The 13744-nt window shown below is 67.6% G+C and carries 13 protein-coding genes; 4 read left to right on the top strand and 9 right to left on the bottom strand.

Going from position 1 to position 13744, the window contains the following annotated elements:
* Positions 1-35 precede the first annotated feature (35 nt).
* Both K7G82_RS04545 and K7G82_RS04540 read left to right on the top strand, forming a co-directional pair.
* The gene (locus tag K7G82_RS04545) at positions 36-2828 is read left to right on the top strand and encodes a TonB-dependent receptor (protein WP_425517244.1); all 2793 of its coding nucleotides are present in this window, start codon (positions 36-38) and stop codon (positions 2826-2828) included.
* Between the two features lie 62 nt (positions 2829-2890).
* A complete protein-coding gene (locus K7G82_RS04540) occupies positions 2891-3751 on the top strand; it encodes a glucosamine kinase nucleotide-binding domain-containing protein (protein WP_222988658.1) in 861 nt (286 codons plus the stop codon).
* 189 nt (positions 3752-3940) lie between these two features.
* On the opposite strand, the gene nagA is transcribed toward K7G82_RS04540, so the two are convergent.
* A complete protein-coding gene (gene nagA / locus K7G82_RS04535; RefSeq protein WP_222988657.1) occupies positions 3941-5092 on the bottom strand; it encodes an N-acetylglucosamine-6-phosphate deacetylase in 1152 nt (383 codons plus the stop codon).
* On the bottom strand, positions 5089-6129 hold the full coding sequence (locus K7G82_RS04530; RefSeq protein WP_246623266.1) for an SIS domain-containing protein: 1041 nt from the start codon (positions 6127-6129) through the stop codon (positions 5089-5091). Before K7G82_RS04530 ends, nagA begins: the two co-directional genes overlap by 4 nt.
* Positions 6130-6199: 70 nt before the next feature.
* Here K7G82_RS04530 and K7G82_RS04525 point away from each other — a divergent pair, with 70 nt between their 5' ends.
* Entirely contained in the window at positions 6200-7081 is an 882-nt protein-coding gene (locus K7G82_RS04525; protein WP_222988656.1) for an N-acetylmuramic acid 6-phosphate etherase, read from the top strand.
* Here K7G82_RS04525 and K7G82_RS04520 read toward each other — a convergent pair.
* The 6 genes from K7G82_RS04520 to K7G82_RS04495 form a co-directional block, all read right to left on the bottom strand.
* Positions 7078-8259, bottom strand: a complete 1182-nt coding sequence (locus tag K7G82_RS04520) for a BaiN/RdsA family NAD(P)/FAD-dependent oxidoreductase (RefSeq protein WP_222988655.1) — start codon at positions 8257-8259, stop codon at positions 7078-7080. The two genes, K7G82_RS04525 and K7G82_RS04520, sit on opposite strands and share 4 nt — an antisense overlap.
* 58 nt (positions 8260-8317) lie before the next feature.
* Positions 8318-9478, bottom strand: coding sequence for an alpha-hydroxy acid oxidase (locus K7G82_RS04515; RefSeq protein ID WP_222988654.1), 1161 nt, complete (start codon positions 9476-9478; stop codon positions 8318-8320).
* 87 nt (positions 9479-9565) lie between these two features.
* Complete coding sequence (locus K7G82_RS04510; RefSeq protein ID WP_222988653.1) at positions 9566-10075, bottom strand: SRPBCC domain-containing protein; 510 nt, start codon at positions 10073-10075, stop codon at positions 9566-9568.
* 5 nt (positions 10076-10080) lie between these two features.
* A complete protein-coding gene (locus tag K7G82_RS04505) occupies positions 10081-10416 on the bottom strand; it encodes an ArsR/SmtB family transcription factor (protein WP_222988652.1) in 336 nt (111 codons plus the stop codon).
* 92 nt (positions 10417-10508) lie between these two features.
* Positions 10509-10928 (bottom strand): CHRD domain-containing protein, encoded by a 420-nt coding sequence (locus tag K7G82_RS04500; RefSeq protein ID WP_222988651.1) that lies wholly within the window; start codon positions 10926-10928, stop codon positions 10509-10511.
* A gap of 100 nt (positions 10929-11028) precedes the next feature.
* Positions 11029-11817 carry an AraC family transcriptional regulator gene (locus K7G82_RS04495; RefSeq protein WP_222988650.1) on the bottom strand — a complete coding sequence of 263 codons (789 nt, stop codon included), beginning with the start codon at positions 11815-11817 and terminating at the stop codon, positions 11029-11031.
* 87 nt (positions 11818-11904) lie between these two features.
* Between K7G82_RS04495 and K7G82_RS04490 the strand changes: the two genes are divergently transcribed.
* Complete coding sequence (locus tag K7G82_RS04490; protein WP_222988649.1) at positions 11905-13173, top strand: MFS transporter; 1269 nt, start codon at positions 11905-11907, stop codon at positions 13171-13173.
* Here the strand turns inward: K7G82_RS04490 and K7G82_RS04485 are convergent.
* On the bottom strand, positions 13163-13726 hold the full coding sequence (locus tag K7G82_RS04485; RefSeq protein WP_222988648.1) for an esterase/lipase family protein: 564 nt from the start codon (positions 13724-13726) through the stop codon (positions 13163-13165). The two genes, K7G82_RS04490 and K7G82_RS04485, sit on opposite strands and share 11 nt — an antisense overlap.
* Between the last annotated feature and the right edge of the window lie 18 nt (positions 13727-13744).

Genomic DNA, 13744 nt, shown 5'->3' with positions numbered 1-13744 from the left:
TTCGGCATGAACCGAAGAGCATTCAGGGGCCTGTTGTGATCAAGCGTAAATCCGTCGCGTTCCTTTCCCTCCTGCTGGGCGCCGCCCCCGGCGCCTTGATGGCGCAGGGGGCCGATCCCCAGCGCGCGCCTGCCGCTACGCCGGCGCAGGCCGAAAGCACCGACGACATGTCGGACGAGGAGATCGTGGTTTCGGGCGTGCGGCCACGCGGATCCGTCATCGGCACGATCGAGCCCGAACAGCGGCTGAGCCCCGCCGATATCCGCGCCTATGGCGTGACCTCGGTCTCCGAACTGATCACCGAACTGGCGCCGCAGACCAATGCCGCCGGGGGCGAGCCCGTCGTGCTGCTCAACGGCAAGCGCATCTCCGGCTTTTCGGAAATCCAGGATCTGCCGACCGAAGCGATCGCCCGCGTCGAGATCCTGCCCGAACAGGTTTCGCTGAGCTATGGCTATTCGCCCAACCAGAAGGTGGTGAACATCGTCCTGCGCCAGCGCTTCCGTGCGATGACGGGTGAAGTGCGCGGCGGCGTATCGACCGATGGCGGGCGGGAGAATGGCAGCGTCAACACGGGGCTCCTCCGGATCCGTGGCGACGATCGCTTCACCGTCGATCTCAAATATTCGCGCGCGGCGGACCTGCTCGAAAGCCAGCGAGACATCATTCCGACCGCGCCGGGGCGCCCCTATTCGCTTGCCGGCACGATCACCTCCGCGCTTGCCGGGGGCGAGATCGATCCCGCGCTGTCGGCGCTGGCCGGCCAGACCGTCACGACAGCCACCGTGCCGGGCAGCGCGGCCACGGCGGCGCCGTCGCTCGCCGATTTCGTCGCGGGCGCGGGCATCGCCGATGTCGACGATCTCGGCCGCTATCGCACGCTCAGCCCGGAGACCGAGAATTTCGCGGCGAATGCGACCTATGCGCGGGCATTGGGCGGCGTTTCCGCATCGCTCAACGGCCGGCTGGAACTGAGCGACAGCCGCTCGCTTCAGGGCTTGCCTTCGCTGGCGGTGACGCTGCCGGGCGCCAATCCCTTTTCGCCTTTTGCCGGCGATACGCGACTGTTGCGCTATCTCGATCAGGATGGCGCGCTGGCGCAGCGCGTGCGCGGCACCACCGGCCATGTCGGCCTGACCTTGAACGGCCGGATCGCCAAGGGCTGGCAATGGTCGTTCACCGGTGCCGGCGATATCTCGGACACGCGCACGCGCACCGATCGCGGCATCTCCACCACAGGCATCCAGTCGCTGCTCGATGCGGGTGATCCGGCACTCAATCCCTTTGGCGCCTTGCCCGCCAATCTCCTGGCCAACCGGCTGACCGACACCGCGCAATCCAGGTATCGCGCGCTCAGCGGTGATCTGCTCGTCAGCGGATCGCTGTTCGATCTGCCCGCAGGCACGGTCACAACGTCGATCAAGGCGGGCGCTTCGGCCAATGGCTTCAACAGCCGCTCGATCCGATCGGGCACGCCCTATGCGCTGGACTATTCGCGCGAGATTGCGAGCGGTCAGATCAGCGTCGATGTGCCGCTGACCAATCGCAGCCGCGACGTTCTGGGCGTGCTCGGCGACATCTCGGTCAATATGAACGCCGGCGTTCAGGAGCTTTCGGACTTCGGCACACTGTCGACGCTCGGTTATGGCGCGCGCTGGACGCCGATCGAACAGGTCCGCCTGCTCGTCTCCGCCAGCCAGGATCGCGCGGCGCCGACGGGGCAGCAGATCAACAACCCGCAGGTGGTGACGCCCAATGTGCCGGTGTTCGATTATGCACGCGGCGAGACGGTGTTCGTGACCCAGATTTCGGGCGGCAATGCGCTGCTGCGCGAAGGCGTGCGCGATCAGTTCCGCATCAACGCGACGGTCAAGCCGTTCGAGAAGCTCAACCTGACCCTGACCGCCAATTACCTCAACAGCCGCACGAGCAATCCGATCTCCGCCTTCCCGTCACCGACGCCGGCGATCGAAGATGCCTTCTCGCAACGCTTCATGCGCGACGCCGATGGCGCGCTGATCCAGATCGATTCGCGGCCGATCAATTTCCTGCGTTCGCACAGCGAAAGACTGCGCTGGGGCTTCGATCTGTCGATTCCCGTCAAATCGGCGATCCAGAAGAAGATCGAGGCCTGGCGCGCGGCCGGCGCGAAGCCGGAGGACCGGCCCGAGGAGTTGCGCGCGCTGTTCGGCAATCGCCGGCGCGAGGAAGGCGGCACGCCCGGTGAAAGTGGCCCGCGTCCCGAAGGTACGCCGGGCGAAGGCGGCCAGCGTGCCGGCGGCGGACCGGGCGGTGGTTTCGGCCGGATGCGCTTCGGCGGCGGTCGCGGCGGGCAGGGCGGCGGTGGCCGCATCCAGCTCGGCCTTTATCACACCTGGCATCTGACAGAATCGATCCTGATCGCGCCGGGCGTGCCCAAGCTCGATCTGCTCGACGGCGATGCGGTGGGATCTTCGGGCGGACAGCCGCGTCACGAGATCGAGGCGCGCGCCGGCTATACCAATAACGGGCTCGGCGCACGGCTCAGCCTCAACTGGGAAAGCGGCACGCATGTCGATGGTGCGCTGGGCGGCACCTCGCGCCTGGAATTCGGCGATCTCGCGACCGCCAATCTGCGCCTGTTCGCCAATCTCGGCCAGATGCCCAAGCTGGTGACGGCGCATCCCTTCCTGCGGGGCACCCAGGTGACGCTGTCGGTGAACAATCTCTTCAACAGCCGCCGCTCGGTCACCGATGCGACGGGCGCGACGCCGCTGCGCTATCAGCCCGCCTATCTCGATCCGGTTGGCCGCAGCGTCATGCTGAGCATCCGGAAGCTCTTTTTCTAGGACGGGGCTGCACGGAGCAGCTAGAGCAAGGACATGCTCATCACGAACCGATCGTCGCGCTTATGACCCATTATCTCGGCATTGATGCGGGCGGCAGCCATTGCCGCAGCCGGCTGGTTGACGAAAGCGGCGCGATTCTGGGAACCGGAGAAACCGGGCCGGCCAATGCCAAGATCGGCATGGATAGGCTGTACGCCACGCTGCGCGACGCCGCCGATCAGGCGATCGCGGCCGCCGGCCTTGACGATGCCGCCGTGGCCGGGATCCGCACGGGCATGGGCATCGCCGGCATCCGGCGGCCCGGCGTCCGCGCGGCGCTGGCCGAACTCGACTTTCCCTTCGCCTCTGTCGCGTTCGATACCGATGGTGCGATCGCCAATATCGGCGCGCATCGCGGTGGCGACGGCGCGGTGCTGGTGATCGGCACGGGCAGCATCGCGCAACTGCGCGTCGGCGGTCGCGATTTCTCGATCGGCGGCTATGGATTCCCGATCTCCGACGAAGGCAGCGGCGCCGCGCTGGGCTTGAGCGCGATGCGCCATGCCTTGCGCGCGCTCGACGGACGGACCCAGCGCACGCCGCTCAGCACCGCCGTCAGCGAGCGCTTCGGCCACGATACGCTTCAGGCGGTGGCCTGGATGGATGAAGCGACGCCCAAGGATTATGCGGCGCTCGCGCCGTTGGTGATGGATTATGCCGAGGCCAACGACGCGATCGCGCGCTCGATCGTCGAAGACGCCGCGCTCCATATCGAACGCTTCATCGAAACCATCTTCGCCCAGGGCGCGCCGGCCTGCGCGCTTGCCGGCGGCCTCGCGCAGCGCATGCGCCCGTGGCTGCGCGCACGCACCGTCGCGCAATTGAGCGAACCGCAGGGCGATCCGCTCGACGGCGCGCTGCTGCTGGCGGGGTTCGGGCGGTAGAGCCGATCTAAACCCGCCCGTCACCCCAGCGAAGGCTGGGGTCTGCCGACCAGAAGGCGTCTTGCCCTCCATGTCATCCCCGCGAATGCGGGGATCCAGCTTCTTCTTCTTTTTCCGGATGCTTCACGGAATGGCTGGATCCCCGCGTGCGCGGGGATGACAGGTTTATCGTGATGGAGTGGGGGAGCCTCACTCCCCCAACGCCGAAACCGCCCCGCCGATCCATGTCCGCACCACCCGCCGATCCTTGTCCAGATGCACCAGATCGGCCGCCAGGCCGGGTGCGATCGCGCCGGTGCGGTCGGCAAGGCCCAGAAAGGCGGCGGGATTGCCGCTGGCGGCGCGCGACGCCTCGACCAGCGAAAGCCCGATCCAGTCCATCGCGTTGCGGAACGCCTCCGCCATGGTCAGCGCCGATCCCGCCAGCGTGCCGTCCGGCCCCCGGCAGATGCCGTCGACCATGTGGATCTCGCGCCCCATCAGCGTGAAGCTGGGCAGGTTGCCGCCGACGGGCGGCATCGCATCGGTCACCAGCATCACGCCGTCGATGCCGCGCGCACGCACCGCGATCGTCATCGCGGCGGCATGAACATGATGGCCGTCGACGATCAGCCCGAAACGGCTTGCCTGGTCCTCGATCGCGGCGCCGACCATGCCCGGCTCACGGCTGCCGAGCTGCGTCATCGCGTTGAACAAATGGGTGAAGCCGTGCAGGCCCTCGACGAGCGCCGCACGCGTCTTGTCATAGTCCGCCATGCTGTGCCCGGCCGCGACGATCACCCCGCCATCGGCGAGCGCGCGGATCGTGCCTTCCGGCGCCAGTTCCGGCGCGATGGTGACCAGCCTTTTGCCGGGGCCGGCCTGCGAGAGCAGCGCGATCGTATCGGCATCGAGAATACGGAATTTCGACGCATCATGAATGCCGCGCTTGTCGGCATTGAGGAACGGCCCTTCGACATGGATGCCGAGAATCCCGGGCTCGCCCGCCGCGATCGCCGCATCGACGGCATCGATCGCCTCGCCGACCACCGCCAGTTCGTCGCTGATCAGGGTCGGCAGCAATCCGGTGGTGCCATAGCGCCGATGCGCCGCCGCGATCGCGCGGATGCCTTCCACCGTCGGCAGATCGTTGAACAGCACGTCTCCGCCGCCATTCACCTGCACGTCAATGAAGCCGGGCAGCAGCCAGCCGCCGTCCAGGTCGATCGTCTCGATGCCGGATGTCAGGCTGCGTTCCGGCACGACCGCGGCGATATGCGGCCCGTCGAGCAGCAGCGCATAATCCTCGATCACGGCATCGGGCGTGACGATGGCCGCGCCCCTGAGTGCGATCCGCGTCATAATGTGCGCGTCACCTTGGCAAGATAGGGCGGGCGATCGGGATCGCGGCCGCGCGCGAGCGACAGAGCGTTGGCGAAACCGTAAAAGGCCTGGATCATCGCGATCGCGCCGAGCACCGGATGCGCGGCTTCAAGCGAAGGCAGTGCGATCGATGCACCGGCAAGATCCTCTTTTGCACCGGCCGCGATCACCGTTGCGCCGCGTTCGGCGAAGCTCGCGATCCGCTCGGCCAGGCCGGCGCGCGCCGCGTCCGCCGGGCCGAAGACGAAGACGGGATCCGCCGCCTCCACCAGCGTCATCGGGCCGTGCGCGACTTCGGCGCTGCTGAACGCTTCGGCATGAAGGCCGGAGGTCTCCTTGAATTTGAGCGCGGCTTCGCCCGCGATCGGGAAGGTCAGGCCTCGGCCGAGCACGAGCAGGCTCGTGGCATCGACAAGCGGCGGGATCGCCGCGCTCCAGTCGAGCGCCGAAGCGGCGCGCAGCGTATCGCCGATTCCGTCGAGCGCCGCCAGCAACGCGCCGTCGCCGCTCCATTCCGCAGTCAGATGCGCGAGCGCTGCCAGTGCCGCGATGAAGCTCTTGGTCGCCGCGACGCTGCTTTCCTGCCCGGCATGAAGCGGCAGCAGGATATCGGCCATTTCGGCGAGTGGCGAGGTTTCGTCGTTGACGAGAACGATCAGCAGGGCGCCGGCCGCCTGCGCTTCCTGCGCCGCGCACAGCAGATCCGGGCTGCGCCCCGATTGCGAGATCGCGATCATCGGCGTGCCGGCCAGGCGCGGTGAGGTCGCATGATAAAGCGCGCCGATCGATGGTGAATGGCTGAGCGTCGGCAGTTTCAGCCGGGTTTCGAACAGGACCTTCGCGAACCCCGCCGCCTGGTCGGAGCTGCCGCGCGCCAGCGTTGCGGCAAAGGGCGGATCGAGCGCGCGGAGGCGTTCGGCGGCGGCCTTCACGGCGTCGCGGTTGCGCGCGATCTGGCGCTCGCAGACCGAGGCGGCTTCGCCGGCCTCGCGGATCATCAGGCTTTCGACAGGCATATGTCTTCAATAGCGATGGCGCGCGCGACGCCAATCATTATTAGAGACGATCAGCAATTCAGGAGACGAGATGTCCACCGAAACCGTCGATCCGCGCTTCGTCGATATCGACCTCTGGCCCACCGAAACGGCGGTGGAAGCGATGCTGGAGGGGCAGTTGGCCGCCGTCGCAGCGCTGAAAAGCCAGGTCGGCGCACTTGCGCGCGCGAGCGACGCGGCGGCTGAACGGCTCAATCGCGGCGGGCGGCTCGTCTATGCCGGCGCCGGCACGTCGGGGCGGATCGCGGTGCAGGACGGTGTCGAGCTGACCCCCACCTATGACTGGCCGTCCGATCGCCTCGTCTATCTGATGGCGGGCGGCATGGGCGCGCTCACCGAAAGCGTGGAGGGGGCGGAGGACGATGCCGATGCCGCGCGCGCTGAAATCGCCGCGGCCGGTGTCGGCCCGCTCGATGTGGTCATCGGCGTCGCCGCGAGCGGGCGCACCCCCTATACCGTCGCCGCCGTGGAGGCGGGGCGGGCCGCCGGCGCGCTCACCATCGGCATCGCCAACAATAAAGGCGCGCCACTGCTCGCGGCGGCCGAGCATGCGCTGCTCGCCGAAACGGGCAGCGAACTGGTGGCGGGATCGACGCGCATGAAGGCGGGCACGGCGCAGAAAGCGGTGCTCAACCTGTTCTCGACCGCGACGATGCTGCGTTGTGGCCGCGTCTATCGCGGGCTGATGGTGGATATGCGCATTTCCAACATCAAATTGCAGCGCCGCGCCGCCGCGATGGTCCGCGATCTTGCCGGCGTCGATGAAGCGACCGCACAGGCCGCGCTCGACGCCGCAGGGCGCGACATCAAGGCGGCGGTGCTGATCGCGGGTGGCGCCAATGTTGATGAAGCGCGTGAACGACTGGCGGCTGCCAAGGGCAATCTCCGCTCGGCTCTTGAACGGAAGCCTTAGATCGCCTGGCCGGCGGCCCAGCCGCTGGCCCAGGCCCATTGGAAGTTATAGCCGCCCAGCCAGCCGGTGACATCGACGGCTTCGCCGATCGCGTAGAGCCCCGGAACCTTGCGGGCTTCCATCGTCTGTGACGACAGCCCGTCGGTGGCGATCCCGCCCACCGTCACTTCAGCCTTGGCGAAGCCTTCGCTGCCATTGGGCATGAAGCGCCAGTCCGCGATCAGGCGCTCGGCCTGTTTCAGCGCGGTGTCGCTTTGCGCGCCGAGTTCGCCCGCGGGCAGCCTGTCCGCGAGCGCGGTTGCCAGCCGGTCGGGCAGGGTCGCGCCCAGTGCGGTGCGCAGGGTGGTGCGTGGACGCTGGCGTTTCGCCTGGATCAGCCAATCGGCTTCGGCGCCGGGGGCGAAGTCGATCGAGATCGGCTGGCCGTGCCGCCAATAGGAAGAGACCTGCAGGATCGCAGGGCCGGAAAGGCCGCGATGTGTGAACAATGCCGCTTCGGCGAAGCTGGCCTTGCCGCACCGGGCGATGACGGGCGCGGAGACGCCGGACAGGGACCGGAACAGGGCCTCGCTGTCGGGCAGCGTCAGCGGAACCAGCGCGGGGCGGGGCTCCACCACTTTCAGCCCGAAACGGCGCGCAAGATCATAGGCGAAGCCCGTCGCGCCAAGCTTGGGGATCGACGGCCCGCCCGTCGCGATCACCAACGCCGGCGCGGTCGATACGCGATCGCCATGCATGACGCGAAAGCCGCCATCGGCGTGCGCGACGTCGCGGATCGGCGATCCCAACGCCAGCCGGACACCGCCGGCATCGCATTCGTCGAGCAGCATCGCCACGATCTGGCGGGCGGAGCCGTCGCAGAAAAGCTGGCCCAGGGTCTTTTCATGCCAGGCGATGCCGTGGCGATCGACCAGATCGATGAAATCCTGTGCGCGATAGCGGCTGAGCGCCGATTTGGCGAAATGCGGATTGGCCGAGAGATAGCGATCGGGGGCGACGTCGATATTGGTGAAGTTGCAGCGTCCGCCGCCTGAAATCAGGATCTTCTTGCCCGCCGCATCGGCGTGGTCGATCACCAGCACGCGTCGCCCGCGCTGGCCGGCGACCGATGCACACATCAGCCCCGCCCCCCCGGCACCAAGGATGATCGCATCGAACTGGCTGGGGTCGGCGGGCATGGCGATGCCCGTGGCACAGATCGCGGCGGCGGGGGAGGGCGTTTTTATCCGCGGGCCGTCAGCCGCGCGAAATGCCGCGAATATGGCGGGGCTGGATCTCGCCGATATCGGCGATGCCGGCGAGCACCATCGTGCGGTCGAATTCCTCGCGCAGCAAGGTCAGCGCGCGATCGACGCCGGCTTCGCCGCCAGCGGCCAGGCCGAACAGATAGGGGCGCCCGATCGAGCAGCCGGTGGCGCCCAGCGCCAGCGCCTTCACCACATCCGATCCGCGCCGTATCCCACCATCGCAGATCACGTCCGGCCCGTCGCCCAGCGCTTCGCGGATCGGCGCGACCTGATCGATCGGCGCGGGGGCTCCGTCGAGCTGGCGCCCGCCATGATTGGAGATCATCACCCCCGTCGCCCCCGCCGCGATCGCGTGTTTCGCATCCTGCGGCGTCATCACGCCCTTGATCGAGAGCGGTCCGCCCCATTCGGCCGCGAGCCATTCGACGTCGCGCCAGGTCAGCGTCCGGTCGAACTGGCCGCCGATATAATCGAACAGGCTCATCGGTCCATCGGCCAGCGCATCGACGCGGTGGCTGACATTGGCGAAATCGAAGCGCGCGGCGGAGAGCGCGGGGATCGACCAGCCGGGATGGCGGGCATAGCTGAGCATCGAACGCAGCGTCAGGCGCGGCGGCACCGCCAGGCCGTTGACCCGGTCGCGCTCGCGATTGCCCGCGACCGGCGTGTCGACGGTGAGCGCCAGGCCGTGAAATCCTGCCGCCTTGCAGCGTGCGACGAATTCGGCAGTGAGGCCGCGATCCTTGAAGATATAGATCTGGAAGATCTTGGGCCCGCCAAACGCTTTGGCGAGATCCTCCAGCCGCGTCGTGCCCAGCGTCGAGAGGCCGTAGGGCAAGCCGTGGCGCGCGGCGGCGCGGGCGACGGCGAGCTCGGCGTCGCCATGAAACATCCGGTTGAGCCCGGTCGGCGACAGCATCAGCGGCCAGGCGGCGGGCTGGCCGAACATCCTGGTTTCGGTGCGGATGCGCGAGACGTCGACAAGGACGTCGGGCACCAGTTCGTACCGCGAAAAGGCGGACATGTTGCGCGCCAGCGTCACTTCGTCGTCGGCGCCGCCATCGATATAGTCGAAGATCGGGCGCGGCAGCCGCCGTCGCGCCATCAGGCGCAGGTCCGCGATATTGTAAGCGCGCTCCAACCGTTTCACCCGGGTCTCCGCAAACCTGCCCGGCATCGTACCGGGCAGGCCGTTCCTATCAGGATGCGGAGAACGCGCCAGTCAGAACGAGCGGGGTCATGCGGGCTGCGACGCCAGCACGGCGTCGAGTTGCTCGAAGCTGCCGCCCCAGCCCTCGTTCATCGAGGGGATCTGCTCGATGAAGATGCGGCATTCCTCCGCCGTCGCGCCGATCGTTTCCGATGTCAGCGTCATCCGGGTGCGGGCGCCGTCTTCCTCGAACACCACGCTGTTGAGCAGTTCGAGCGGCCAGATGCCGTCGAAAAAGGGCGCGCGCGCCAGCTCTCCCCGTTCGTCGGCGAAGGAGTGCACCCAGCTCAGCCGAGTGGGCTCCGTCACTTCGCGATGGACGAACCGCGCCCAGATCGCGCCGCCGCCGGGCATGTCCATGCGCAGATGCGTGACGCCGCCGGGGCGCGGATCATGCGCCAGGACCGTGGTGGCCGTGCCTTTCGGGCCGAACCAGCGGGCGAGCAGGGCCGGATCCGTCCAGGCCCGCCAGACGAGCGCGCGCGGCGCATCGAGCATCCGGGTCAGGGTGAAATGGGCATTGTTGGTTTCGGTCATCGGGATCATTCCTTGCTTTCGGGTTGCTGCAAATCGGCGAGAAGTTCGTCGAGCCGGTCGAAACTGTCGTCCCAGAGCTGGCGCACGCCATCGATCCAGGCGCCGGCCTCGGCGAGCGCCGCCGTGTTCAATCGCCGCGGTCGCGACTGGGCCGCGCGGCCGCGCTCGATCAGTCCGGCGCCCTCGAGCACTTTCAGATGCTTGGAGATCGCGGGCTGGCTGATGCCGAACGGCTTCTGGAGATCGGTGACGGTCGCCTCTCCCTGCGCGAGCATGGCGAGAATGCCCCGGCGCGTGGGATCGGCGAGCGCGGCGAATTTCAGGTTGAGCGAGTCATTCATAACGACTCGTCTATATATCTAGTTGGCTATATAATCAAGCGAGCGCAAGGATGCCCGGCGCGGATCGCGCTGCAAGCGAGCCATTCCTTGTCCTATTTGCCGAGCTGGCCGCGAACCGCGCCCTTGGGGAAGGCCGCATTATGGACGTTCACATAATGATCGGCCGGGGCGGCGATAAGCGCGGCGATCACGGCCGCTTCCGCCGCCTTGCAGCCTTCGGACGTGCCGCCGGCCGGCGCGTCGAGCGTGACCACCGGCGGGCCGGCAACGCCGGTCGCGCCCTTGTGGATATGCGCCATCGTCGCCGCATCGATGCCATCGACGGAGAGCGTGTAGCAGACTTCGCCCTTGGCGGCGTTCACGCTCACCGTCGCGGTGCCGCTGCCGTCGGGATCGCCCGGGCCGGGCACTTCGGCGGCGCCGCTCAGCTTGGTGACCATCTTGACCGGATCGGCGGCAATGGCGGGCGTCGCGACGATCGCGGCCGCTGCCAGGATCAGCATGGTTCGCATGGCATCTCTCCTCTCAGGCTATCGCGCGACCATAGGCGCTGGCGGCGATCAGGCGCCATTCCTTTGTCGGGCGATGTCTGCGGTTGAGCCTGCCCGGCACTCATCCCGTCGCGGAGCGGTCCGCGCGATAGCGTGCCGGGGAGATGCCGAGCAGCCGCTTGAACATGGTGGAGAACGCGGCCGGGCTGTCATAGCCGAGGTCCATCGCGATCGCGGTGATCGGCGCGCCGGTCGCAAGGCGGGGCAGGGCGACGAGCAGGCAGGCCTGTTGCCGCCATTCGCCGAAGCTCATGCCGGTTTCGCGCCTGAACGTCCTTGTGAATGTGCGCCGTTCCATGCCGAGGCGTGTCGCCCAGTCGTCGATCGTGTCATGCGGCGCCGGCGTTTCCAGGAAATCATGGCACAGGCGCGCCAGCGCGACGCTGGCGGGGAAGGGCACGGCCAGCGGAATCCGTGGCGCGCGTTCGAGTTCGGCGACGATCAGCGCCATGACAAGGCCATCGCGGCCGGCCATCTCGTAATTGGGATCGATATCGACCGACACGGCGAGCAGGCTGCGCAGCAGCGGAGAGACCGCCAGCACCATGCAGTCGCCGCCCAACGCGCGGCTCGCCGTCGCGTTGAGCAGCAGGCTGCGCGTTGAAACCGGGCCGACCATGCGCACCGCATGCATGATCCCGGCGGGTATCCACACCGCGCGCTCGGGCGGGGCGATCCAGACGCCCTGGGGCGTGGTGGCGACGACGACGCCGCTGGCGGCGTAGAGCAATTGTCCCCGGCCGTGCCGATGCGGCGCAAGCTCGAACGAGGGCGGATAATCATTGCCGATCGCGACCACGGGGCGCGGCGCATGATCGTAATCGTCCGGATCGGTCCACGGTTTCGCCATGTCCCACTCGCAAAACTGAAAGTCCCAAGCGAAGATGCGGGACAGGTTTGGCGGGCCTATCGCATCGTGACGTCAAAGGAAATGCCGATGTCCAGCAGCCCGATCGATGCACCCCAATCCGCCGCGCCACAACCCGTCGCGCCACTACCCGTCGCGGTCGAGACCACCGTGTTCCCGGTGATCTTCGCGATCAGCTTCTGCCATCTGCTCAACGACATGATGCAGGCGCTGCTGCCGGCCATCTATCCCAATCTGAAGGAAGAACTGGGGCTCAGCTTCAGCCAGATCGGCCTCGTCACCCTGGTCTATCAGATCACGGCGTCGATCCTCCAGCCGCTGATCGGGCTCTATTCGGACAGGAAACCGTCGCCGCTGGCCTTGCCGGGCGGAACCCTGTTCTCGCTCGCTGGGCTGGCGGTGCTCTCCGTCGCGCACAGCTATGCCTTGCTGTTGGTCGGCGCGTCTCTGCTCGGCATGGGATCCTCGGTCTTCCACCCCGAATCCTCGCGGGTCGCGCGTATGGCGGCGGGGCCGCGCAAGGGCATGGCGCAATCGCTGTTCCAGGTGGGCGGCAATGCCGGCTCGGCGCTGGGGCCGCTCGCCGCCGCGCTGATCGTTGTGCGCTTCGGCCAGAACAGTCTCGCCTTTTTCGCGCTGCTCGCGCTCTTGTCCTGCGCGATCCTTTGGCAGGTGGGCATCTGGTACCGCGATCACGGCCTCGCGCGATTGCGGGCGGGTCACAAGAGGCTGGAGGGGCTGGAACTGCCGCGCGGCGCGGCGCGCAGGGGCATATTGATCCTGCTCGCGCTGACCTTCTCGAAATATGTCTATCTGGGCAGCATCACCAGCTATTTCACCTTCTACCTGATCCATCGCTTCGGCGTGTCGGTGGAGACCGCGCAATTCCATCTGTTCGTGTTCCTGGGCGCCGTCGCGGTCGGCACATTTGTCGGCGGCCCGGTGGGCGATCGCATCGGCCGCAAGTTCGTGATCTGGATCTCGATCCTGGCGGTGCTGCCATTCAGCCTGCTGATGCCGCATGTCGATCTGTTCTGGACGAGCGTGCTCAGCGTCGTGATCGGCCTGTTGCTGGCATCGGCCTTCCCGGCGATCGTGGTGTTCGCGCAGGAATTGATGCCCGGCAAGGTCGGCATGATCTCCGGCATGTTCTTCGGATTCTCGTTCGGCGTCGGCGGGCTCGGCGCGGCCGTGCTGGGCGAGGTGGCGGACATCTACGGGATCGAGACGGTCTATACGATCTGCTCGTTCATGCCCGCGATCGGGCTGATCGCCGCCTTCCTGCCCGATCTGCGGCATCCGCGATCCGGGCCGAAGGAGGCCGTGGCTACCGGCTGAAACGGCCGTTCCGCAGAAACGCCAAGGCCTGGGCGCGGACACGGCGGTCATAGACCATCAGCGTATGCGATACCGGCAGCACGATATGGTCGCGCATGCCCGCGACGCGCGTGGCGCTGACGCTCACCTTCCCGTCATTGGGGCGCGGCACCAGCAATCTGGGAAAGACCGGATCGATCGGGCGATCCCCTGCGATCACGCCGAGATCGAAATCGACGGGGCCGAGCACCGCTTCCTCGGCCGCCGCCCGGCCAGTGCGGAGATGGGGGCCGCTTGCCCCCAGCATGACGACACGTCCCGCCCGTGCCGGGCGATGCGCCTTGAACAGCGCACGGGCGACCAGACCGCCCAGCGAATGCGTCACCATATGAAGCGGGCCGCCACATTCGGCGGCGAAGGTCGCGACGCGCGGTTGCAGCCCGTCGACGATCGCGTTCAGCGATCGCCGCGCAGGATAGTGCGGCGCCAGGGTCGCATAGCCCGCCTTGCGCAATGTCGCGGCCAGGCCGCGCATCGAATGGCCGGTGCGGCCATGGCCGTGCAGCAGCAACACGCCACCGCACGGCCCATC

This window comes from Sphingomonas colocasiae, from assembly GCF_019880585.1.
Taxonomy (GTDB): domain Bacteria; phylum Pseudomonadota; class Alphaproteobacteria; order Sphingomonadales; family Sphingomonadaceae; genus Sphingobium_A; species Sphingobium_A colocasiae.
Note: the sequence above shows the minus strand (reverse complement) of the source record. Positions and strands in the feature narration are given on the sequence as shown.

Excerpts from the sequence above, each read along its gene's own strand:
- K7G82_RS04540 (WP_222988658.1), top strand. The coding sequence starts at position 2,891 with ATGACCCATTATCTCGGCATTGATGCGGGCGGCAGCCATTGCCGCAGC.
- nagA (WP_222988657.1), bottom strand. The coding sequence starts at position 5,092 with ATGACGCGGATCGCACTCAGGGGCGCGGCCATCGTCACGCCCGATGCC.
- K7G82_RS04530 (WP_246623266.1), bottom strand. The coding sequence starts at position 6,129 with ATGCCTGTCGAAAGCCTGATGATCCGCGAGGCCGGCGAAGCCGCCTCG.
- K7G82_RS04525 (WP_222988656.1), top strand. The coding sequence starts at position 6,200 with ATGTCCACCGAAACCGTCGATCCGCGCTTCGTCGATATCGACCTCTGG.
- K7G82_RS04520 (WP_222988655.1), bottom strand. The coding sequence starts at position 8,259 with ATGCCCGCCGACCCCAGCCAGTTCGATGCGATCATCCTTGGTGCCGGG.
- K7G82_RS04510 (WP_222988653.1), bottom strand. The coding sequence starts at position 10,075 with ATGACCGAAACCAACAATGCCCATTTCACCCTGACCCGGATGCTCGAT.
- K7G82_RS04505 (WP_222988652.1), bottom strand. The coding sequence starts at position 10,416 with ATGAATGACTCGCTCAACCTGAAATTCGCCGCGCTCGCCGATCCCACG.
- K7G82_RS04500 (WP_222988651.1), bottom strand. The coding sequence starts at position 10,928 with ATGCGAACCATGCTGATCCTGGCAGCGGCCGCGATCGTCGCGACGCCC.
- K7G82_RS04495 (WP_222988650.1), bottom strand. The coding sequence starts at position 11,817 with ATGGCGAAACCGTGGACCGATCCGGACGATTACGATCATGCGCCGCGC.
- K7G82_RS04490 (WP_222988649.1), top strand. The coding sequence starts at position 11,905 with ATGTCCAGCAGCCCGATCGATGCACCCCAATCCGCCGCGCCACAACCC.